20 protein-coding genes and 1 pseudogene are annotated in these 20709 nt (G+C 71.1%); 14 read left to right on the forward strand and 7 right to left on the reverse strand.

The window, feature by feature from the left end; genetic code table 11:
• Positions 1-80: 80 nt before the first annotated feature.
• The 4 genes from ACFYR0_RS31260 to ACFYR0_RS31275 all read left to right on the forward strand — a co-directional run bounded on the left by ACFYR0_RS31260 (position 81) and on the right by ACFYR0_RS31275 (position 2729).
• Positions 81-1427, forward strand: coding sequence for a CynX/NimT family MFS transporter (locus ACFYR0_RS31260; RefSeq protein WP_389335546.1), 1347 nt, complete (start codon positions 81-83; stop codon positions 1425-1427).
• 171 nt (positions 1428-1598) lie between these two features.
• Positions 1599-1715 (forward strand): SGM_5486 family transporter-associated protein, encoded by a 117-nt coding sequence (locus ACFYR0_RS31265; protein WP_386379478.1) that lies wholly within the window; start codon positions 1599-1601, stop codon positions 1713-1715.
• A gap of 174 nt (positions 1716-1889) precedes the next feature.
• Positions 1890-2102 carry a hypothetical protein gene (locus ACFYR0_RS31270; protein WP_386379479.1) on the forward strand — a complete coding sequence of 71 codons (213 nt, stop codon included), beginning with the start codon at positions 1890-1892 and terminating at the stop codon, positions 2100-2102.
• Between the two features lie 108 nt (positions 2103-2210).
• A complete protein-coding gene (locus ACFYR0_RS31275; protein ID WP_389335550.1) occupies positions 2211-2729 on the forward strand; it encodes a SixA phosphatase family protein in 519 nt (172 codons plus the stop codon).
• Between the two features lie 111 nt (positions 2730-2840).
• Here ACFYR0_RS31275 and serB read toward each other — a convergent pair whose 3' ends face one another.
• Entirely contained in the window at positions 2841-4049 is a 1209-nt protein-coding gene (gene serB / locus ACFYR0_RS31280; protein WP_389335553.1) for a phosphoserine phosphatase SerB, read from the reverse strand.
• A gap of 207 nt (positions 4050-4256) precedes the next feature.
• Positions 4257-6227 (reverse strand): streptophobe family protein, encoded by a 1971-nt coding sequence (locus tag ACFYR0_RS31285; RefSeq protein WP_389335556.1) that lies wholly within the window; start codon positions 6225-6227, stop codon positions 4257-4259.
• Positions 6228-6468: 241 nt separating this feature from the next.
• On the opposite strand from ACFYR0_RS31285, the gene ACFYR0_RS31290 reads away from it, so the two are divergent.
• Complete coding sequence (locus tag ACFYR0_RS31290; RefSeq protein WP_389335559.1) at positions 6469-8979, forward strand: FHA domain-containing protein; 2511 nt, start codon at positions 6469-6471, stop codon at positions 8977-8979.
• Positions 8980-9067: 88 nt separating this feature from the next.
• Here the strand turns inward: ACFYR0_RS31290 and ACFYR0_RS31295 are convergent, their stop codons facing one another.
• Positions 9068-9850: a transglycosylase SLT domain-containing protein gene (locus ACFYR0_RS31295; RefSeq protein WP_389335562.1), complete on the reverse strand. Its 783-nt coding sequence runs from the start codon at positions 9848-9850 to the stop codon at positions 9068-9070.
• Positions 9851-10427: 577 nt separating this feature from the next.
• On the opposite strand from ACFYR0_RS31295, the gene ACFYR0_RS31300 reads away from it, so the two are divergent.
• The 3 genes from ACFYR0_RS31300 to ACFYR0_RS31310 all read left to right on the forward strand — a co-directional run bounded on the left by ACFYR0_RS31300 (position 10428) and on the right by ACFYR0_RS31310 (position 12652).
• Entirely contained in the window at positions 10428-11597 is a 1170-nt protein-coding gene (locus ACFYR0_RS31300; protein ID WP_389335565.1) for a GAF domain-containing sensor histidine kinase, read from the forward strand.
• On the forward strand, positions 11590-12231 hold the full coding sequence (locus ACFYR0_RS31305) for a response regulator (RefSeq protein WP_386379486.1): 642 nt from the start codon (positions 11590-11592) through the stop codon (positions 12229-12231). The genes ACFYR0_RS31300 and ACFYR0_RS31305 overlap by 8 nt, the downstream gene beginning before the upstream one ends.
• Before the next feature lie 178 nt (positions 12232-12409).
• Positions 12410-12652 carry a chaplin gene (locus ACFYR0_RS31310; RefSeq protein WP_389335569.1) on the forward strand — a complete coding sequence of 81 codons (243 nt, stop codon included), beginning with the start codon at positions 12410-12412 and terminating at the stop codon, positions 12650-12652.
• A gap of 419 nt (positions 12653-13071) precedes the next feature.
• Here the strand turns inward: ACFYR0_RS31310 and ACFYR0_RS31315 are convergent, their stop codons facing one another.
• Positions 13072-13851, reverse strand: coding sequence for a hypothetical protein (locus ACFYR0_RS31315; protein WP_389335572.1), 780 nt, complete (start codon positions 13849-13851; stop codon positions 13072-13074).
• Positions 13852-14013: 162 nt separating this feature from the next.
• Here ACFYR0_RS31315 and ACFYR0_RS31320 point away from each other — a divergent pair, with 162 nt between their 5' ends.
• The 3 genes from ACFYR0_RS31320 (at position 14014) to ACFYR0_RS31330 (ending at position 16402) form a co-directional block, all read left to right on the forward strand.
• Positions 14014-14811: an ABC transporter ATP-binding protein gene (locus tag ACFYR0_RS31320; protein WP_389335575.1), complete on the forward strand. Its 798-nt coding sequence runs from the start codon at positions 14014-14016 to the stop codon at positions 14809-14811.
• Positions 14812-14893: 82 nt separating this feature from the next.
• Complete coding sequence (locus ACFYR0_RS31325; RefSeq protein ID WP_389335578.1) at positions 14894-15325, forward strand: NfeD family protein; 432 nt, start codon at positions 14894-14896, stop codon at positions 15323-15325.
• Between the two features lie 141 nt (positions 15326-15466).
• Positions 15467-16402, forward strand: coding sequence for an SPFH domain-containing protein (locus ACFYR0_RS31330; RefSeq protein WP_386379491.1), 936 nt, complete (start codon positions 15467-15469; stop codon positions 16400-16402).
• Positions 16403-16652: 250 nt separating this feature from the next.
• Here the strand turns inward: ACFYR0_RS31330 and ACFYR0_RS31335 are convergent, their stop codons facing one another.
• The 3 genes from ACFYR0_RS31335 to ACFYR0_RS31345 all read right to left on the reverse strand — a co-directional run bounded on the left by ACFYR0_RS31335 (position 16653) and on the right by ACFYR0_RS31345 (position 18709).
• Positions 16653-17159, reverse strand: coding sequence for an HNH endonuclease (locus ACFYR0_RS31335; RefSeq protein ID WP_386379492.1), 507 nt, complete (start codon positions 17157-17159; stop codon positions 16653-16655).
• Between the two features lie 188 nt (positions 17160-17347).
• Positions 17348-17887: a YbhB/YbcL family Raf kinase inhibitor-like protein gene (locus ACFYR0_RS31340; protein WP_389335582.1), complete on the reverse strand. Its 540-nt coding sequence runs from the start codon at positions 17885-17887 to the stop codon at positions 17348-17350.
• A gap of 39 nt (positions 17888-17926) precedes the next feature.
• Positions 17927-18709: a sporulation protein gene (locus ACFYR0_RS31345; RefSeq protein WP_386379494.1), complete on the reverse strand. Its 783-nt coding sequence runs from the start codon at positions 18707-18709 to the stop codon at positions 17927-17929.
• A gap of 149 nt (positions 18710-18858) precedes the next feature.
• On the opposite strand from ACFYR0_RS31345, the pseudogene ACFYR0_RS31350 reads away from it, so the two are divergent.
• The 3 genes and pseudogenes from ACFYR0_RS31350 to ACFYR0_RS31360 form a co-directional block, all read left to right on the forward strand.
• Positions 18859-19118: pseudogene (locus ACFYR0_RS31350) on the forward strand (DNA-3-methyladenine glycosylase); the annotation flags it as partial.
• A 14-nt stretch (positions 19119-19132) separates the two neighbouring features.
• Positions 19133-19744: a DNA-3-methyladenine glycosylase gene (locus ACFYR0_RS31355; RefSeq protein ID WP_389335586.1), complete on the forward strand. Its 612-nt coding sequence runs from the start codon at positions 19133-19135 to the stop codon at positions 19742-19744.
• A gap of 276 nt (positions 19745-20020) precedes the next feature.
• Positions 20021-20653 (forward strand): hypothetical protein, encoded by a 633-nt coding sequence (locus tag ACFYR0_RS31360; protein WP_205376127.1) that lies wholly within the window; start codon positions 20021-20023, stop codon positions 20651-20653.
• Positions 20654-20709 lie beyond the last annotated feature (56 nt).

Below are 20709 nucleotides of genomic sequence, written 5' to 3' on the forward strand. Positions count from 1 at the left end.
CTCACCTTCGCACGTCCATGGCGGCCGAGGACCGGTCAGGGGTGGACAACCAATCATCCCATGATTCTATGATGGGGGACATGGCTGCCGAGGAGACACGCGCGAAGACCGCCCCACGGGCCCCCGCCGGAACCCCGACGGCGTCGTCCGGCCCGGCGGCCGGGTCGGCGTCCGCGCGCGCGTGGACGGGACGGCTGCTCGTCGTCGCCATCGTGCTCGCCGCGCTGAACCTCCGCCCCGCCATCACCAGCCTCGGCGCGCTCATGGAGGAGGTCCGCGAGGGACTCGGCATGAGCGGCGGCATGGCCGGTCTGCTCACCTCGGTGCCGCCGCTGTGCTTCGCGGTCTTCGGCATCACGGCGCCGCGCCTGGCCCGCCGCTTCGGGCCGGGCGCGGTCGTGTGCGCCGGCATGGCCGCCATCGCCACGGGCCTGCTCGTGCGGCCGTACGTCAGCAGTACGCCGCTCTTCCTGGCCGCCAGCGCGCTCGCGCTCATGGGCATCGCGGTCAGCAACGTCCTGATGCCGGTCATCGTCAAGCGCTGGTTCCCGGACCGGGTCGGCTCCATGACCGGCCTGTACTCCATGGCCCTGGCCATGGGCACCTCCGTGGCCGCCGCCGCGACCGTGCCGCTGACCGACGCGCTGGGCGGCAGCTGGCGGACCGGCCTCGCGCTGTGGTCGGGGCTGGCGGTGGCGGCCGTGGTGCCGTGGCTTCCGTTCGTACGGGGCCGGGGGGCGGGGCGCGGCGAGGGCGCCGCCTCCGGGGAGGGGGCCGCCGGGGCCGGGGCGGCCGTCACGCGCGCGGAGCGGCAGCCCGCGGCCCTGCGCATCACCCGCAGCCGCACCGCCTGGGCGCTCGCCGTGTTCTTCGGCCTCCAGGCCACCGCCGCCTACATCACGATGGGCTGGATGGCACAGATCTTCCGCGACGCCGGGGTGGCCGCCTCCAGCGCCGGCCTTCTGCTCGCCGTGACCATGGTGATGGGCGTGCCGCTCGCCTTCGTCATCCCGCGCCTGGCCACCCGGTTGCCCCACCAGGGCCCGATGGTCCTCGCCCTGGGCCTGTGCGGGCTCGCCGGGTACGCGGGCCTGTACTTCGCCCCGGCCGCCGGTGCCTGGGCGTGGGCGATGCTGATCGGCATCTCCAACTGCGCCTTCCCGCTCGCCCTGACCATGGTCGGCATGCGTGCCCGCACCGGGGCGGGCGTGGCCCAGCTGTCCGCCTTCGCACAGAGCACCGGCTACCTGATCTCCATCCCCGGCCCCCTCCTGGTCGGTGTCCTCTACCAGCACACCGGCGGCTGGGGCGTCCCCCTCGCCCTCATGGCCGCCCTGATGCTCCCGCAGATGCTGATCGGCTTCCTCGCAGGCCGCGACCGCACGGTAGAGGACGAGGCAACCCCCCAAACCACCCCGACGCCCTGAACGCCGCAGCCTCGAGGGGCGCGGGGAACTGCGCGTTCTCGGGGGCGCGGGGAACGGCGCAGTCTTTAGGGGCGCGGGGAACTGCGCGGAAGTCGGCCGGCGAGCCCCAGCCCCCACCCCAGTGGGCCCCCGCGGCCCCCGCCCCCGCGGGCAGGTGCGAGACTTGCCCACATGCCAGTGCTCGACCCGAACCCCCAGAACGGCCAGAAGAAGATGCTGATCGTCTTCGGCTCCTTCTTCGCCATCTTCGTCGTCATCGCCGTCATCGCCTCCATCGCCGCCCCCTGACCCGGCACCGCCCCGACGCACGGGGGTGGGGCTAACCCCCCTGTCCCCTAGGGGGTGAGGGTCAGGGTCAAGTGGGTGGATCACCGGATGGGCCCGAGCCCCCACGGCCCGTAGCTTCGAGGTGTGGCCGCGGGATGCGGCCCGTGGACCAGTCGAAGACCTGCGGAGGCACCCATGTCGGCCACCCTGCACACGCGGCCCCGCCCGGCGACCTCGGGCGCCGGCACCAGGCTGCCCTGGTGGGCCCTCGCCCTGCCCGTCCTGGCCTTCGTCACGCTGTTCGCGCTGATACTGAACCCCTCCGAGGCCCACGCGGCGTCCGGCGACGACCCGGCGATAGCCCAGCTCGTCGAGCGTGCGCAGCAGCTGTTCGACCTTGGACGATGACCCCCGCCCAGGTCAGTGCCGAGAGGGGTCGGCGCTGGTCACGGCCCTGATGAGGGCGCCTTTCAACTCCCTGCGCCTTGTGGCGTCATTCATGCGAAGCTGGGACGCATGAGCGTCGCAGAACCCCGAAGGATCGTCCTCTTCCGCCACGCCAAGGCCGACTGGCCGCAGGTGAACGACCATGACCGGCCGCTCGCCGAGCGGGGCCGCATGGACGCCGCAGAGGCCGGACGGAGGCTCGCCGACACCGGCATCCCCTTCGACCTGGCCCTGTGCTCCACCGCGGCCCGGACCCGCGAGACCTGGAAGCTCGCGGTCCACGAGCTCCCGCACCGCCCGCGGACCGTCTACGAGGAGCGGGTCTACGAGGCCTCTCCCGGTGACCTGATCGCCGTGCTCAACGAGACGCCCGACGACGCACGCCACCTCGTGCTGATCGGCCACAACCCGGGCGTCCACGGCCTCGCCGAGATCCTGTCCGGCGACTCCGAGGGCGACAGCGCCGTACGGATGAACCGCCGCGGCTTCCCCACCGCCGCGTACGCGGTGCTGACCTTCAGCGGACCCTGGAAGAGCCTGGAGCCCGGCGTCGGCACCCTGGTCGACTACTGGGCGCCCACCGACTGAGCGGCCCGCACACGGAAGAGGCCCGGCGCCGCGAGGGCACCGGGTTCCTCACCCGTCGGTCCGGGCGCTGTGACGCCTAGGGCGGTCCGCAGACGGGGCAGGCGCCCCCGCTCACTCCACCGCGTGGGTGTCCGCCGCCTCGACCTCTTCGCGGGTGATGCCGAGCAGATACAGGACGGCGTCGAGGAACGGCACGTTCACCGCCGTGTGGGCCGCCTCCCGGACCACGGGCTTGGCGTTGAAGGCGACCCCGAGCCCGGCCGCGTTGAGCATGTCCAGGTCGTTGGCGCCGTCGCCGATCGCCACGGTCTGCGCCAGCGGCACCCCGGCCTCCGCCGCGAACCGGCGCAGCAGCCGTGCCTTGCCCGCGCGGTCCACGATCTCGCCGGTGACCCTGCCGGTGAGCCGGCCGTCGACGATCTCCAGGGTGTTGGCCTGGGCGAAGTCCAGCCCCAGCCGCTCCTTGAGGTCGTCGGTCACCTGGGTGAAGCCGCCGGAGACGACGCCCACCTGGTAGCCGAGCCGCTTCAGGGTGCGGATCAGGGTGCGCGCGCCCGGGGTCAGCCGCACCTCGGCGCGCACCTTGTCCACGACGGAGGCGTCGAGCCCCGCCAGCAGCTCCACACGCGCGTGCAGCGACTGCTCGAAGTCCAGCTCGCCGCGCATCGCGGCCGCCGTCACCTCGGCGACCTTGTCCTCGCACCCGGCGTGCGCGGCGAAGAGCTCGATCACCTCGTCCTGGATGAGCGTGGAGTCGACGTCCATGACGACCAGCCGCTGGGCGCGGCGGTGCAGCCCCGCCGCGACGACCGCGACATCGACACCGAGCGCCGCGGCGTCGGTCACCAGCGCGGTGCGCAGCGGCTCGGTCTCCACACCGGAGACCGCGAACTCCACGGCGGTCACGGGGTACTTGGCGAGCCGGAAGATACGGTCGATGTTCGCGCCGACATTGGTGATCTTCGCGGCGATGGCGGCGGTCGCCTCCGCGGTCAGCGGGTGTCCCAGCACGGTCACCAGGGACCGTCCGAGCCCGCGCGGCCGGTTGTCGCCGAGGCCGGAGATGATCTCCGCCTGCATCTTCATCGACTCGGCCCAGCTGTGCACGGTCGCCCGCAGGTCGCCCTCCGTGCCGCGCGGCGGCTCGGTGACCAGTGCACACAGCACGATCCGGCCACGGGTGACGACCTGCTCGATGTCGACCACGTCGACCGAGTAGGCGGCGAGGGTGTCGAAGAGTCCGGCCGTGATGCCCGGCCTGTCCTTGCCGAAGATCTTGACAAGGAGGGTGGGGACGTCAGAGGTCTGCGAAGCACTCATGGTGTTCCCACCGTATCCGGCACCCAGTGCCGTACGCCCGGCAGGTCCGCCTGGCGGACAGGGAACTCTGCGTGTCCACCCGATGGCGCGCTCCGGACGCCGAGACGACGGCCCCGTTACCGACGCGGCTCACCGGTGTGGCGGCCGGGGCGGCTGCGAGACGGCGCCCCCGTTGCCGACGCGGCTCAGGTGCCCTCCTCGGCGCGTTCAACGACGTCCCCCGGGCGGCCGTGGTGTGCCGGGCGGGGGTGGTGGCCCTTCCTCGGGTGAGGTCGGCGGTCGTCGACCGGGACCGGCGCCTCGGCCCGGCGACCGTGGGGGCGATGGTTCGACGGGCCCGCGTATGGTCGGCGCGCCGTAGAGGTCGGCGGACGGGGTGTCCGGGGCCGTGCCGCGCCGGTCGCCGGCCGATCCGCCGTCCGGGGGACCGGGCTCGCCGGCGCTCCCGCTTCCCGCCTCCGGCCAGACAACCGCCCCCGGCGGCAGGGCGTCCTCCGGCTCCCGCACGCCCTCGGGCAGCCGCAGGTACGGGTTGGTGTGCGGATTCGGCGGGCGGTACGGGGTGCCAGGTGTGTACGGACCCGACGGACCCGACGGATCCGACGACCCCGACAAGCCCGCCAGGGCACCGGCGGACGCCGCGTCACCCAGTGCCAGCGGAGCGACCCGCCGCCCGGCCGCCCCGCACACCCACGCCAGCAGCGCTCCGGCGGCCCCCGTGCCCGAGCCCCACACCGCGCCCAGCAGCAGGGCCACCCCGGGCCGCGCCTCCAGCCGCACCCCGGAGCCGAAGGCGTCGACCCCGAGCACGGACAGCGAGGCGTTCACGGACACCTCCACCAGCCACGCCAGCAGCGGCAGAGCCACCGCGGCCACCGCCCCCAGCCGCAGCGCGCACACCCCGGCGAAACGCAGAGCACCGCCCCCACGCGCCCCCGCGGAGCCCCGTACCCCATCAGAGGTGAGAGCCCCGCCGACCACCGGTCCTCCGCCGACCACCGATCCTCCACGGGAGTCCACGCCCCCGCCGGAATCCACGCCTCCGGAGCCCGCGCTCCCCACCGGCGTCCGTGCCGCCGTCAGCACCCCCGCCAGCAGCATCGCCACCACGGCGGCCACGCCCAGCAGCCACACCCGCTCGTCCAGTTCGGCCAGCCGCGGCAGCGTCACCGCGCGGTCGGAGCCGGCGAGGAGGCCATCGAGCGGGTGCGGCAGGAAGCCGGCCAGCGGGCCCGTGGCCTCCCCGTCGAACGGCGCGAAGAGCCCGACCGGCAGTCCCAGCCACACCCCGTTGGGCGCGCCGAGCAGCGCCGCGCCCACGATGCGCCGGGGATGGTCGTCGCCGAACGCGGCCCACCCGGCGGCGGCCCACCCCGCGGCCACGGCCAGCACCAGCACGCCCACCAGGGCGGAGACGGCCGGCCGGACCACCCGGTGCAGGGCGTGCAGCCGGGCCGGCAGGGGAGTGCGGCGTGAGGCCAGCAGGGCGACGAGCAGCACGCACACGACCCAGAGGGCGCCGTTCACCAGCGTGGGCGAGGTGTCGACGGTGAACCCGACGGCCGCCTCCGCGTCGACGAGGTCACCCACCCGGTCCGGCAGCAGCCCGCCGATGTCCCCGATTCCACCGATGTCCCCAATGTTCCCGAGTCCCGGGATCTCCAGGCCGCCCGAGCCCCCGGAGCCGCCCGTGCCGGGCAGCCGGTCCAGTCCCAGGGCGCCGCCGTCGATCGTGACCACATCGTGGCCCGCCCAGGCCAGCCCGCCCAGCATCACCACGAACAGCGCGACCACCGCGCCCGCGCGGGCCAGCAGTTCGGCCGGTGCGACGACAACTCCGGCCGCCCGCAGGGACCGTAGGAAGAACCACGACAGCAGCAGCGCACCGACCAGTCCGACGCCCAGTGGCGCGATCTCGATGGCCGTGGTGGCCTGGGCGCCATCGAGGCCGAACGCGGACACATCGCCGGACGGGGTCACCTCCCCACCCGCCCCGAGCGCCACGACCGCCGCGGTCATCGGCCCCAGTTCGCCCGACGAGTCCGCCCCCAGCAGGTGCAGCCCCAGCGCGGCGGTGCCCGCCATGCCGATCAACGCCCAGCTCACGGCGGCGATCGCGGTCAGCAGGACGTCGATCCAGGGCACTCCCGCGTGCGACCGCGCGGTTCCGGCATTCATGGCAGACCCCCCGATCCGCGAAGCGGCGCGCATGCCGCGCATGTCCCCCTCGCGTGGATTACCACTCTCCGCACAGGTTTCAACCCCCGTCAACGACAAAGCCCCGATGCGCCGGTGCGCGGTCTTCCCAGGCCCGACTTTCGGTCAGGGGGCCCCTACTGAAATAGTTCCCCCCGATGTTCGACATCCCTAGACTCCCTGCGACGGGGGTAACTCGGGGGACAACTCAGTGGGGCATGGAGTGCCGGAACTCGTACTGGAAACAAACGGACGGACCTGGACGCTGGATCCGTCCCGGTCCTACACGCTCGGACGCGATCCGCAGGGAGACGTCGTGTTCGACGACGCCAGGGTCTCCTGGCGGCACGCCACGGTCAGCTTCAACGGCCGTAGTTGGGTCGTGGAGGACCACGGCAGCACCAACGGCACGTTCGTGCAGGGGCAGCGGATCCACCAGCTGGAGATCGGTCCGGGCACCGCGCTGCACCTGGGCAACGCGACCGACGGACCGAAGGTCGGCCTGAGCGGCGCGACGGCCGGCGTGACCACGCCGCAGGCGCAGCCGCAGCAGCCGTACGCCGCCCAGGGCGCGGGCCCCGGCTGGGCCCAGGCGCCCCAGCAGCCGGCGCCGCACGCGAACCCGCAGGCCGGCTGGCAGCAGCCGCCCGCCGGGAGCAACATCCCGCAGCAGCAGGGCGGGCCCGCCGCGGGCGCGGGGGCGCCGGTCTACGGCGACCGCAGCCCGACCACGTTCCACCAGTTCTCGCTCGGCCGCGTGATGCGCATCGGCCGTTCGCTGGAGAACGACCTGGTCGTGTCGGACCTCCAGGTCTCCCGTCACCACGCGGAGTTCCACTCCACGCCCGACGGCCGCATGGAGATCCGCGACCTCGGCTCGCACAACGGCACGTACGTCAACGGCCAGCCGATCGCCAAGGGCGGCACCACGCTGCTCGGCCCGTCCGACATCGTCGGCGTCGGCCACTCGACGTTCCGTATCGTCGGCGACCGCCTCGAGGAGTTCGTCGACACCGGTGAGGTGTCCTTCTCCGCCCGCCACCTGACCGTCACGGTCGACGGCGGCAAGCAGATCCTGAGGGACGTCTCCTTCGGTGTCCCGGAGAAGTCGCTGATCGCGGTCATCGGCCCGTCCGGCTCCGGCAAGTCCACCCTGCTCAAGGCGCTCACCGGCTACCGGCCCGCCAACCAGGGCGAGGTGCTGTACGACAACCGGAACCTCTACAAGCAGTTCGCCGAGCTGCGCCAGCGCATCGGTCTGGTCCCGCAGGACGACATCCTGCACAAGGAACTGACCGTCAAGAAGGCCCTCAAGTACGCCGCCAAGCTGCGCTTCCCCGCCGACACCACGGCGTCCGAGCGCGAGGCCCGCATCGACGAGGTGCTGCGCGAGCTCAAGCTCGACATCCACAAGGACAAGAAGGTCACCTCCCTGTCCGGCGGCCAGCGCAAGCGCGTCTCGGTCGCCCTGGAGCTGCTGACCAAGCCGTCGCTGATCTTCCTGGACGAGCCCACCTCGGGCCTCGACCCGGGCATGGACCGCGATGTCATGCAGCTGCTGCGCGGGCTCGCCGACGACGGCCGTACGGTCCTCGTCGTCACCCACTCCGTGGCCGAGCTGGCGATCTGCGACAAGCTCCTCGTGATGGCGCCCGGCGGCTCCGTCGCCTACTTCGGTCCGCCGGAGGAGGCGCTGAACTTCTTCGGCTACGACACCTGGGCCGATGTGTTCTCCGCGTTCGAGAACTACCGCGACTACGACTGGGCGGGCCGCTGGAAGGGCTCGCAGCACTACCAGATGTACGCCGCGGACATCGACGCCGTCGCCCCCCAGGCCGTACCGATGCCGGCGCTGCAGGCGATGAAGCCGCCGAAGCCACAGGGCTGGATGTCGCAGTTCGTCACGCTGGTGCGCCGCTACACCTCGGTGATCGTCTCCGACAAGGGCTTCCTCGCCCTCATGGTGATCCTGCCGGCCGTCCTGGGCGCGGTGAGCCTGCTCATCGACCCCGACCGCGGCCTGCTGCCGAACCCGCCCAACCAGACGGGCCGGGTCATCCCCAACGGCACGGCCACCACGGTGCTGCTGATCCTCGCCGTAGGCGCCTGTTTCGCGGGCGCGGCGAACTCGGTCCGCGAGCTGATCAAGGAACGGGTGATCTACGAGCGGGAGCGCGCGACCGGCCTGTCCCGCTCGGCGTACCTGATGTCGAAGGTGTTCGTGCTCGGCATGATCACCGTGTTCCAGGGCCTGCTGGTGGGTGTCATCGGCTTCTCCAGCCGTGAGATCCCCGAGGAGGGCCTCGTCCTCGGCAGCGCCACCATGATCGAGCTGTCCGTGCCGATCATGGCCCTGGGCTTCACCTCGATGATGTTCGGCCTGATCATCTCCTCGCTGGTGAAGACCGCCGAGAAGACCATGCCGCTGCTGGTCATGTTCGCGATCATCCAGGTCGTCTTCACCGGCTGCCTCTTCGCACTGAACGGCACGGTCGGCGTCAACCAGTTCTCGTACCTGATGCCGTCGCGCTGGGCGGTGGCCGCCGCGGGCGCCACGCTGGACTTCAACAAGATCAGCCCGCCCGAGGAGGGCGCCGGCACCGACCCGCTGTGGGAGCACACCGTGGGGGCCTGGGGCATGGACATGGCCGCCCTGCTCGCCCTCGGCGTGATCTGCGGCTTCTTCGTGGCCCGCTTCCTGCGCCGCCACGAGCCGGAGGTCATGCGCAAGTAGCAGGGTCCGGCAAGGCCCCGAAGGGCGGCACCCCGTCAGGTGGGTGCCGCCCTTCGGCGTCTAGGGGTACAGAGGTCCGCGCCAGGCCTCAGTACGCGCTGTTGACGTTGTCGATCGAGCCGTACCGGTCGGCCGCGTAGTTGGCGGCAGCGGTGAGGTTGGCGACCGGGTCGTACTGGCTCCAGGCGGTGCCGGAGACGTGGTACGCGTCGAAGGTCGGCTTGATGATCTGGAGCAGACCGATCGACGGGACACCGTTCTGGGCGTTGATGTCCCAGTTGTTGATCGCGTTCGGGTTGCCCGAGGACTCCCGCATGATGTTGCGGTGCAGACCGTTGTAGGTGCCCGGGATGCCCTTGTCGTGCATGATGTCCAGCGCCTCGCTGATCCAGCCGTGCAGGTTGTTGCCGTAGGACTTCTTGACGACCTTCTGGACCTGCGGGCGGGCCGCGGACCGGCTCGCGGCCTTCTTCGCGGCGCGCTCCTTGGCGGCCTTCGCCGCGGCCTTCTCGGCGGCGGCCTTCGCGGCCGCCTTGCGCTTGGCCTCGGCTGCGGCCTTCTGCTTGGCCTCGGCTGCGGCCTTCTTCTGCGCGGCGGCCTTCTCGGCGGCCTTCTGCTGGGCCTCGATGGCCTCGACCTTCACGGAGGCGGCGGCGAGCCGGTCGGTGAGGGACGCCCTGACCTCGGTCGTCTTCGCCGCCTCGTACGCCACGGGCGCCGCGGGGGCCTCGGCCGTGGTGGTGTCCGCGTTGGCGGGCACCACGGAGAAGGCGAGTGCAGCGGCACCGAGGGCGGAGACACCGGCGAGCGCGAGCTTGTGGGACTTGGCGAGCGCGCGGCCGCGGCCGGTATTCAGGGAATGCTTGGGCATGCTGGTGGACCTCTTCGATAGCGCGGAGGTCGCTCGTGTCCGGCGGGGAAACCGTTTCGTCCGGCGGGGACGCGGTTGCTTCCCACACGAACGCCGCGGACCGTGAGGCCTGCGGCGTTGAGCGACGAGTGCCATTCTTAGCGGCCGCAAAATGGCCAGGCAAAGGTGTGACCTACGACCCCTGGTAGTGGAACCGGGAGGGGCAAATCAGGACAGAGTGGAGCGTCTTTCCCGTTGGGGGCGGATGGGCTTGTCTCCTATGTCCCTTCGTACGTGACCTGGGCCCTATGTGGCGCTTCACATCGCGGGCACGGCTTCCTCACCTGGAGTTGCCTGAGCAACGCTCTGTGTGAGTGGCCTCCTCCCCGAGGAGGAGACGGGCGACGCCCGCCTCGTACCACGGCCAGAGCCCGCGCGGGACCTCGTCATCCGCGCGGCCGACCACGGCCCGCCCCGGACGCGGGCGGCGAGCGGGGCGGGCCTCCGGCGTAGGTCCGCCGCCCTAGGGCCGCCGCCCCGGGTCAGGGCCGTCACGGGTCGGATCCGCGCTGTCACACCCCGCCGGTACCGTGAGGACATGAGCCAAGGTCCCCGGTCCGGCCTCGCCGCGGTCAGCGCCGCGCTGCTCGCCATGAGCAGGCACCTGGAGGTACGCGACGTCCTCAAGACGATCGTCGCCTCCGCCCGCGAGCTGCTCGACGCGCGCTACGCCGCACTGGGCGTCCCCGACGACCACGGCGGCTTCGCCCAGTTCGTCGTCGACGGCATCAGCGAGGAGCAGTGGAAGGCCATCGGGCCGCTGCCCCGCCAGCACGGCATCCTCGCGGCGATGCTGCACCAGGCCAGGCCCGAGCGCCTCGCCGACGTCCGCAAGGACCCCCGCTTCGAGGGCTGGCCCGCCGCGCACCCCGAGCTCTCGGACTTCCTCGGCCTGCCCATCCGCGACGGCGATGAGATCATCGGCGCGCTCTTCCTCGCCAACAAACTGCATCCCCTGGAAGGGCACCTACCGGGCGCGAAGCCCGACGGCGGCTGCGGCTTCACCGAGGAGGACGAGGAACTCCTCGCGATCCTCGCCCAGCACGCCGCCATCGCCCTCACCAACGCCCGCCTGTACGAGCGCAGCCGCGAGCTGACCATCGCCGAGGAGCGCTCCCGCCTCGCCCACGAGCTGCACGACGCCGTCAGCCAGAAGCTGTTCTCCCTCCGCCTGACCGCCCAGGCCGCCGCCACCCTCGTCGACCGCGACCCCACCCGCGCCAAGGGCGAGCTGCAGCAGGTGGCCGCCCTGGCCGCCGAGGCCACCGACGAGCTGCGCGCCGCCGTGGTCGAGCTGCGCCCCGCCGCCCTGGACGAGGACGGCCTCGTCGCCACCCTGCGGGACCAGGCCAAGGTCCTGGACCGCGCCCACCACGCGCGCGTGACCTTCGCCAGCCACGGCGTACGGGCACTGCCCGCCGCCCAGGAGGAGGCACTGCTGCGCGTGGCCCAGGAGGCCCTGCACAACGCGCTGCGGCACTCGGGGGCCGAGCACGTCGGCATCACCCTCGACCGGCGCGGCGGTGGCGCCGTCCTGCGCGTCACGGACGACGGCAGCGGCTTCGACCCGCGGACGGTGCGACGGGCGGGCCGCCATCTGGGCCTGGTCTCCATGCGGGACCGCGCGAGCGGCGTCGGCGGCGGCCTGTCGGTGGAATCGGCGCCCGGCAAGGGCACCACGGTCGAGATGGAGGTCCCCGGTGGCTGACGCAATCAAGGTGCTGCTCGTAGACGATCACCAGGTGGTCCGCCGAGGTCTGCGCACCTTCCTCGAGGTGCAGGACGACATCGAGGTCGTGGGCGAGGCCGCCGACGGAGAGGAGGGCGTAGCCCGTGCCGAGGAGCTGCGGCCCGACGTCGTCCTCATGGACGTCAAGATGCCGGGCATGGACGGCGTCGAGGCACTGCGCCGGCTGCGTGAGCTGGACAACCCCGCGCGCGTGCTGATCGTCACCAGCTTCACCGAGCAGCGCACGGTGGTCCCGGCCCTGCGCGCGGGCGCCGCCGGGTACGTGTACAAGGACGTCGACCCCGACGCCCTGGCCGGTGCCATCCGCTCCGTCCACGCGGGTCACATCCTGCTCCAGCCCGAGGTCGCCGACGCCCTGCTGTCCCAGGAGGAGGCCAACTCCGGCCAGGGGAGGGGCGGCTCGCTCACCGACCGGGAGCGGGAGGTGCTGGGCCTGATAGCGGACGGCCGCTCCAACCGGGAGATCGCGCGTGCCCTCGTGCTGTCGGAGAAGACGGTCAAGACCCATGTCTCGAACATCCTCATGAAGCTCGACCTGGCGGACCGTACGCAGGCGGCGCTGTGGGCGGTGCGCCACGGAATGGCGGGCTGACGGCCGGTTCCCGGGCGGACGTGCGCCTTCCGGACGGCGATTAGGAAGGTTCCCTTCCGGGCTGAGATTCATACCGTCGTGGGAATGTCACCCGGATGGCGCATCCTCCGGGCGGCTCCGGCGTTCTCCAGTGCGTACCGCGGCGACTGCCGCGGTGATCACCAGGAGGGCTTGAGAAGTGATGAACCTGAAGAAGGCAGCGGCCGTGACGATGGTGGCCGGTGGTCTGGTGGCCGCCGGAGCCGGGATGGCCTCCGCCACCGACGCGCACGCCCACGGCAAGGCCGAGCACTCTCCGGGTGTCCTCTCGGGCAACCTCGTCCAGGCCCCGGTGCACGTCCCGGTCAACGTGGTCGGCAACAGCGTGAACGTCGTGGGCCTGCTCAACCCGGCGTTCGGCAACGCCGGCGTCAACAGCTGAACCCGGCCGCCTGACCAGGGCCCCTCCCGCCACAGACGACGCGAGGGGCCCTCAGCCACGCCGCCCTCCCCAGCCGCGGGCATCCGCCGCCCGGTCGCCCAGTTCCCCGTGCCCCTGAGCACCCCAGCCGCCGACACGGGTGCCGCCAGCCGCGGGCATGCGTGCCGCCAGGGGCGGCACGGGTGGGCGCTGGGGGTCCCCCTCCGGGGGAGGCACCTCGAACCGCCGAGTGGCGCACCGCCCGGTCCTCAGCCGCAACGGGGCCGCACGCCACAAGCGCCGGACGGTCACCGCCCTGGCTCGAGCCGCAACGCGGGCGGTACGCCACAAGCGCCGGGCCGCGCAAACGCCCTGGCCTCAACCGCAACGCGGGCGGCACGCCACAAAGGCAGGGCCACACGAACGCCCCCGCCGGACGATCACCGCTCCCGCTCCTCCACATACGCGTTGTACGCAGCCACCTGCGCCCGCCGCCCCGTCCGCTCGACCGGCCGCAACGCGGCCCCCCGCGCGGCCATCTCGGACGCGCTCACCGCACCCCCGTGCCCGTTCTCGTACGCCAGCGACACCAGCAACCCCACTCGCTGCGCCAGTTCCAGCACCCGCACCGCCCGAGGCGGATACCCGGGCGCCAACACCTCCCGCCCCCGCTCCGCCCGAGCCCGGTACGCGTCGAGCGCCGCCGCGGCCACCGGCCCAGACGCGGCGACATCCAGCCGCGTCAGCACCTCCGTAGCCTCCCGCAGGGCCTCCGCCAGCTCCCGCTCCGCCTCGCCCAGCGACGGCACATCGGCCGGCGGAGCCTCCCGCACGGCCAGACAGTGCCACGTCACCTCGACATGCACATCACCCGCGGGCCCGGCCTCGTACACCTCAGGCACCAGCCCCAGCGCCGCGCCGTGGCACACGACGGCCTCCTCCGCCTCCAACGCCCGCGCGTTGAACTCCGGCGGCCCGCTCAGCCCCAGCGGATGCCCCGGCGCGGGCAGCGCCACCCGCAGCCCGGTCACCCCCAGACCCCGCAGACGCCCGAGCGCCAGCGTCAGCCCGACGGGCGCCGATTCGCCCGGCAACCCCTCCACCCGGTGCACGGCATCCCCGCCGACGATCGCCAGCACGGCGTCATCCGGCGATACAAGTCCGGCAAGAAGGGCATTTCCCCAAGCGGCAAGGCGACCAGAGCGCGGTTCCGAAAGCATGCCCCCACCCTAAGGAACGCCCAAGCACCGGACCGATGGAACAGCCCGGCCGACCAGTGGCGTAGATTTCCTTGGGGGCTGCGCCCATCGCGCGGCGGACCGAGCCCACAGGCGAACGCGACAGCCGAGACCGGCCACACTGCAAGGGGAGACAACGCGCTCATGAGCGATGTTCTGGAGCTTCAGGACGTATCCGTGGTCCGCGAGGGCCGGGCTCTGGTGGACCAGGTCTCCTGGTCGGTGAAGGAGGGCGAGCGCTGGGTCATCCTCGGCCCCAACGGCGCCGGCAAGACCACCCTCCTCAATGTCGCCTCCAGCTACCTCTACCCCAGCAAGGGCACCGCCACCATCCTCGGCGAGACCCTCGGCAAGCCCGGCACCGACGTCTTCGAGCTGCGCCCCCGCATCGGCGTGGCCGGCATCGCGATGGCCGACAAGCTCCCCAAGCGCCAGACCGTCCTGGAGACCGTCCTCACCGCCGCGTACGGCATGACCGCCACCTGGCAGGAGGACTACGACGAGGTCGACGAGCAGCGCGCCCGCGCCTTCCTCGACCGCCTCGGCATGAGCGACTACCTGGAGCGGAAGTTCGGCACCCTCTCCGAGGGCGAGCGCAAGCGCACCCTCATCGCCCGCGCCCTGATGACCGACCCCGAGCTGCTCCTCCTCGACGAGCCCGCCGCCGGCCTCGACCTCGGCGGCCGCGAGGACCTCGTCCGCCGCCTCGGCCGCCTGGCCCGCGACCCGATCGCCCCGTCCATGATCATGGTCACGCACCACGTCGAGGAGATCGCCCCCGGCTTCACCCACGTCCTGATGATCCGTCAGGGCAAGGTCCTCGCCGCAGGTCCGCTGGAGCTGGAGCTCACCTCCCGCAACCTCTCCCTCTGCTTCGGCCTCCCGCTCCTCGTCGAGCAGGTCGGCGACCGCTGGACCGCCCAGGGCCTGCCGCTGTCCTGATCGTCAACAGGCCCACGGAGCAATACCGTTCACACCCCATCGCGCCCTGTCGGCGACAGGAGCGCGCACCTACCATGACCATGTGAACGACATCGACGCCTGGGTGTGGTGGCTGATCGGCGCGGCCGCGCTCGGAATACCGCTCGTCATCACCGCCATGCCGGAACTCGGCATGCTCGCGGTGGGTGCTGTCGCCGCGGCCGCCGTGGCCGGTTCCGGCGGCGGCGTAGTCCTTCAGGTCCTCGCCTTCGTCGTCGTCTCGGTCGCGCTCATCGCGGTCGTACGGCCCATCGCGAACCGGCACCGCGACCAACGCCCCCAACTCGTCACCGGGGTGGAGGCGCTGAAGGGCCGACAGGCCGTCGTCCTGGAACGCGTGGACGCCTCCGGCGGCCGGATCAAGCTGGCCGGCGAGGTCTGGTCGGCCCGTGCCCTCGACACCGACCGCGCCTTCGAGATCGGCGCGGAGGTCGACGTGGTGGACATCGAAGGAGCCACGGCGATCGTCATGTGACCTTGTCAGCCATGGTGTGGCGCAACTGGACCGAACGCCCCACGGGGCAGGCGACGTTCTGTCAGACTCGACCAGCAAGATCTTCGACAAGCATAAGATCTGCCCAAAGCGCCGAGGCGGAGAGAGGCACGGGGAACATCGATGGAACCGATCATCATCGTCCTGGTCATTCTGGTGGTGTTGGTCTTCATCGCCCTGATCAAGACGATCCAGGTCATCCCACAGGCCAGCGCCGCCATCGTCGAGCGCTTCGGCCGTTACACGCGCACGCTGAACGCGGGCCTCAACATCGTCGTCCCGTTCATCGACACCATCCGCAACCGCATCGACCTGCGTGAACAGGTCGTCCCGTTCCCGCCGCAGCCGGTGATCACCCAGGACAACCTGGTCGTCAACATCGACACGGTCATCTACTACCAGGTCACCGACGCCCGCGCCGCGACGTACGAGGTCGCCAGCTACATCCAGGCGATCGAGCAGCTCACCGTCACCACGCTGCGGAACATCATCGGCGGCATGGACCTCGAGCGCACCCTGACCTCCCGCGAGGAGATCAACGCGGCCCTGCGCGGCGTCCTCGACGAGGCCACGGGCAAGTGGGGCATCCGCGTCAACCGCGTCGAGCTCAAGGCCATCGAGCCGCCCACCTCCATCCAGGACTCGATGGAGAAGCAGATGCGCGCCGACCGGGACAAGCGCGCCGCGATCCTCCAGGCCGAGGGTGTCCGCCAGTCGGAGATCCTGCGCGCCGAGGGTGAGAAGCAGTCCCAGATCCTGCGCGCCGAGGGTGAGGCCAAGGCCGCCGCCCTGCGCGCCGAGGGCGAGGCCCAGGCCGTCCGTACGGTCTTCGAGGCCATCCACGCCGGCGACCCGGACCAGAAGCTCCTCTCCTACCAGTACCTCCAGATGCTCCCGAAGATCGCCGAGGGCGACGCCAACAAGCTCTGGATCGTCCCCAGCGAGATCGGCGACGCCCTCAAGGGCCTCTCCGGAGCGATGGGCAACTTCGGCGCCCAGATCCCCACCCCCACCAACGGGGCAGCAGCAGAACGCACCGAAAAGCCCAAGATCGACTAACAGGGCCCGAAAGACGCGCAGCTCCCCAACCCCCAAAGGGACGCGGGGAACTGCGCGGACAGTCTCACGACCAAGCCTCTTGGGGGCGCGGGGAACTGCGTGACAGTCTCCACGACCAACCCGTGGCCAGGAACCGCCCCAGGCACCCGCCAACCCTCTTGGGGGGCGGGGAACTGCGCGACAAGCCACGGACCAACCCGCACCCGCCCCGCCGCAGAACCCCCGGCCCCTCGCAACAGAGGCTCCCGGATCAGGCCGCGTCCAGCGCCAACCACTCGGGCAGCGCCGCAAAATCCTCCGCCCCCAGAGCAAGCAGCATCGCATCCTGCGGAGTCGGCTCGAACGGCTCCCGCAGCAACGGCATCCCCGCCTGCTCAGGCGTCCGGTCCGCCTTCCGGTGATTGTCCTCCGCACAAGAAGCCACCGTGTTCAGCCACGTGTCCTGACCACCCTGAGCCCTCGGCACCACGTGGTCCACCGTCGTAGCCCTGCGCCCGCAGTACGCGCACCTGTGCCGGTCCCTGACCAGCACACCCCGCCGTGACCACGGAGCTTGTCTTCGGAACGGCACCCGTACGTACCTGCACAGCCTGATCACCCGGGGCGCGGGTATGTCGACCGCGACTCCTCGCATACGCAGCTCGGGGTGGGCCTGCTCGACGACGGCCTTGTCCTGGAGCACCAGAACGACGGCACGGTTCAACGTCACCGTCGACAGCGGCTCGAAGCTCGCGTTGAGTACCAGCGTGTCCCGCATACCAGCCCACCTCCCGTGTGCACCGGCCCACCCCCTGGCGGGCTGGGAACAACTCTGGCCGGGCACGCCGAGATGGACAACGCAATATCTGCTGCTCCACGAGGGCTGAGCCTCGTACACCCCCGGCAACAAAAATGCCCGCCCCTGATCACTTCCATGACCAGAGGCGGGCAAACGTTCAATGAACGTCAGCCTTCGGCGGGCACTTCGTACTCACCGACGAGCTGTGCACGCGCGATCGCGTGGAACCGCAGATTGAAACCGACGACGGCCGGCGAGGCATCCGCGTCCGGACCGAGTTTCTCCTGGTCGACGGCGTACACCGTGAACACGTACCGGTGCGGCCCGTCCCCGGGCGGCGGCGCGGCACCACCGAAGTCCCTCGTGCCGTAGTCGTTGCGCACCTGGACGGCACCCTGCGGCAGCCCCTCGAACTTCCCGCTGCCCGCACCCGCGGGCAGCTCCGTCACGGAGGCCGGGATGTCGAACACGGACCAGTGCCAGAACCCGCTGCCGGTCGGCGCGTCGGGGTCGTAGCACGTGACGGCGAAACTCTTCGTCTCCGGCGGGAAACCCTCCCACCGCAGCTGCGGCGACGTGTTGCCGGCCGCGTGAACCTGAGCGTCCTTGAGGGTCGCGCCCTCCTCGACGTCCTCGCTCGTGACCGTGAAGGACGGCACGGGCGGATGGAAGTCATGGGGGAGCGGCCGCCTCTTGAGCTCGGTCACCTCGGTACCTCCTGATCGGTTCCTTCAGTCGGACCGAGCCTAGAACCAGTTGCGCTTGCTGCCGACCTCGGACAGCCACTGGTTGAGGTACGCCGCCCAGTCGGTCCCCTGGTAGTCGTTCAGACCGACCTGGAACGAGCGGAAGGTGTCGCTGCTCTCGCTGAACAGACCCGGCTTCTTGTCCATCTCCAGCACCACGTCCATCGCCTGCGCGTCGGCGACGAAGCTCAGCTCGACCTGGTTCAGCCCGCGGTACTGCTGCGGCGGGAGGAACTCAATCTCCTGGTAGAAGGGCAGCTTCTGGCGGGTGCCGCGGATGTGACCACGCTCCATGTCCGCGCTCTTGAAGCGGAAGCCGAGCTGGATGAAGGCGTCCAGGATCGCCTTCTGCGCGGGCAGGGGGTGCACGTTGATCGGGTCCAGGTCACCCGAGTCCACCGCGCGCGCGATCGCCAGCTCGGTGGTGACACCGATGTGCATGCCGCGCAGCGACTGACCGTCGATCGTGGTGACCGGCGTCTCCCACGGGATCTCCAGCCCGAACGGCACCGCGTGCACGGCACCGGCCTGGAGCTCGAAGGCGCCGCCCAGGGACAGCTTGGTGAACTCGATGTTCTGCTTGTACTCCTGGTCCTGACCCTCGACCTCGACCTGCGCCTGGAGCCCGACGGAGAGCCCCTCGATCTGCTGGTTGACGGAGCCGCCCTGAATGCGGACCTCGCCCTGGACGACACCGCCCGGCACCACGTTGACCTCGGTCAGCACCGTCTCCACCGACGCGCCGCCGGCTCCGAGGCTCGCGAGCAGCTTCTTGAACGCCATGACTCTCCTTGTAAGACGAGTGGACCCTTGATCCCCTTGACACTGAGAACGCGCACCGGCCGTGGCCGGTTCCGCCTCCTCACCCTGGCAAGCCGGAAGCTCCCTGACCACCCCGCCCCACAGACCCGCCTGCACTACTCTCGGACGGCGTGATCGCGCCCACCGACCGTACGCCCCTGCCCCGGGACTTCTTCGACCGCCCTGTCCTCGACGTCGCCCCCGACCTCCTGGGCCGCGTCCTCGTACGTTCCACCCCGGACGGCCTGATCCGTCTCCGTCTTACAGAGGTGGAGGCGTACGACGGCCAGAACGACCCGGGCTCCCACGCCTACCGCGGCCGCACCCCCCCCGCAACAGCGTGACGTTCGGACCGCCCGGACATGTGTACGTCTACTTCACCTACGGCATGTCAAGGCAGTCAGCATGAACGTTGATCTCCTCGCCCACCCTGCCGAAGAAGTCGCCCCCAAGCTGCTCGGGAGTGTACTCACCTGCAAGACCCCAGAGGGCACCGTGAGCATCGCCATCACGGAGACCGAGGCGTACTCCGGCGCGGCCGACCCGGCTTCCCATGCCTACCGGGGCCGGACACCCCGTAACGCGGTCATGTTCGGACCCGCAGGACACCTGTACGTCTACCGGTCTCACGGCCTCCACTGGTGCGCCAACGTCGTCACCGGGACGGACGGCATCGCCTCGGCCGTCCTCATCCGGGCAGGCAGGGTCATCGAGGGGGAGGACCTGGCACGCAAACGGCGAGGGGAGAGGGCCGAGAGCGCACGGCTCGCCCGAGGCCCGGGGAACTTCTGCCAGGCACTCGGCATCACGGCTGAACACAACGGCACAGACCTCCTGACAGGTACCTCGGTCGTGCTGTCCGAGGGTGAGCCGGTACCTGCCGCGCTCATCCGGGTCGGTCCTCGGGTAGGCGTGAGCAAGGCCCACGACTGGCAACACCGGTTCTACCTAGCAGGTGATCCGACGGTCTCGGCGTACCGACTGAGCCCGCGAGCCAAACCGACCACAGGAGCCTGAGCCGCTGTGTGCCTCGCTGGCGGCTCACCGGCGAGTCGGTGTGGAGTTGGGTCAGGCGATGCATGATCGTCCGCGAGCGCGGCCCGTGACGCGTTCCTGGCCGGTCGAGTGACTGCCGACGTGCGTCGACTCAGGCCAGACGAGTGGGCGTGACTGCGCGCTTCAACCCATCTGGCGAGTGGGCGGTTGAGTTGGCGCGCTGAGCGAGGTGGACAGTCGGGAGTGCAGTGACACCCGGCCGCCCGCTTGGCCCGGATCCTTGCGAGGATCCTCGACATGACCTCGTTCTCGGCCGATCCTGATGGCTCCGACGCCCCCTTCACCGGGATCGGCGATCCCGTCCTCGTCGTCACGGACAAGCGGCGAAGCCTTGTCGCCGTGGCTGGCGAGCGCGAGTACGACGAGGCGGAGACGGTTGGTCTCTTCCACGTCACCGACCGCGCCCGCCGTCGCTGGCTCTTGCTATCTCGGTACCCCGTGACCGCGATGGCTTTCCATCCGACTCTCCCGCTTCTCGCCGTGGGATCAGGCGAGTACGACGGCGGCTACTTCTTCGAGGGGGAGCTTCTCCTCGTCCACTTGGAGACCGGTACCGCCGTGTCACTCATCGAGCACCACCTCGGCCGCCAAGTCCTCGGACTGGAGTGGCTGAGCCATCAAGAACTTCGCGTCCTCATGGCGCCGCCCGACGACTGGAAGGACGGCAAAGCCCACGTGGAAGGACACACCGCCGTGGTGCACCGCTCCGACTGGACCACGGTCGAAGCCAAGTCGCTCACCGGCCGCGATCTGGCGGGCCCGCGAGGGCCGGCGCCTCGCCTCGACCACCGTGAGGCTGCCAAGCGCGCGGTCGCCAGGCTGGCCGTGCCCCAGACTCGGCGACACGGCATCAGCGGAGCACACGGGTGACGATCGGTCTCCACGAATCGCCAGATGAAGCGCTCAGTCACAGTGGGGGTGGCCGG

Origin of the sequence: Streptomyces sp. NPDC005017 (assembly GCF_042873115.1) — a bacterium.
Taxonomy (GTDB): Bacteria; Actinomycetota; Actinomycetes; order Streptomycetales; family Streptomycetaceae; genus Streptomyces.

Excerpts from the sequence above, each read along its gene's own strand:
- ACFYR0_RS31260 (WP_389335546.1), top strand. The coding sequence starts at position 81 with ATGGCTGCCGAGGAGACACGCGCGAAGACCGCCCCACGGGCCCCCGCC.
- ACFYR0_RS31265 (WP_386379478.1), top strand. The coding sequence starts at position 1,599 with ATGCCAGTGCTCGACCCGAACCCCCAGAACGGCCAGAAGAAGATGCTG.
- ACFYR0_RS31270 (WP_386379479.1), top strand. The coding sequence starts at position 1,890 with ATGTCGGCCACCCTGCACACGCGGCCCCGCCCGGCGACCTCGGGCGCC.
- ACFYR0_RS31275 (WP_389335550.1), top strand. The coding sequence starts at position 2,211 with ATGAGCGTCGCAGAACCCCGAAGGATCGTCCTCTTCCGCCACGCCAAG.
- serB (WP_389335553.1), bottom strand. The coding sequence starts at position 4,049 with ATGAGTGCTTCGCAGACCTCTGACGTCCCCACCCTCCTTGTCAAGATC.
- ACFYR0_RS31285 (WP_389335556.1), bottom strand. The coding sequence starts at position 6,227 with ATGAATGCCGGAACCGCGCGGTCGCACGCGGGAGTGCCCTGGATCGAC.
- ACFYR0_RS31295 (WP_389335562.1), bottom strand. The coding sequence starts at position 9,850 with ATGCCCAAGCATTCCCTGAATACCGGCCGCGGCCGCGCGCTCGCCAAG.
- ACFYR0_RS31300 (WP_389335565.1), top strand. The coding sequence starts at position 10,428 with ATGAGCCAAGGTCCCCGGTCCGGCCTCGCCGCGGTCAGCGCCGCGCTG.
- ACFYR0_RS31315 (WP_389335572.1), bottom strand. The coding sequence starts at position 13,851 with ATGCTTTCGGAACCGCGCTCTGGTCGCCTTGCCGCTTGGGGAAATGCC.
- ACFYR0_RS31320 (WP_389335575.1), top strand. The coding sequence starts at position 14,014 with ATGAGCGATGTTCTGGAGCTTCAGGACGTATCCGTGGTCCGCGAGGGC.
- ACFYR0_RS31330 (WP_386379491.1), top strand. The coding sequence starts at position 15,467 with ATGGAACCGATCATCATCGTCCTGGTCATTCTGGTGGTGTTGGTCTTC.
- ACFYR0_RS31335 (WP_386379492.1), bottom strand. The coding sequence starts at position 17,159 with ATGCGGGACACGCTGGTACTCAACGCGAGCTTCGAGCCGCTGTCGACG.
- ACFYR0_RS31345 (WP_386379494.1), bottom strand. The coding sequence starts at position 18,709 with ATGGCGTTCAAGAAGCTGCTCGCGAGCCTCGGAGCCGGCGGCGCGTCG.
- ACFYR0_RS31355 (WP_389335586.1), top strand. The coding sequence starts at position 19,133 with ATGAACGTTGATCTCCTCGCCCACCCTGCCGAAGAAGTCGCCCCCAAG.
- ACFYR0_RS31360 (WP_205376127.1), top strand. The coding sequence starts at position 20,021 with ATGACCTCGTTCTCGGCCGATCCTGATGGCTCCGACGCCCCCTTCACC.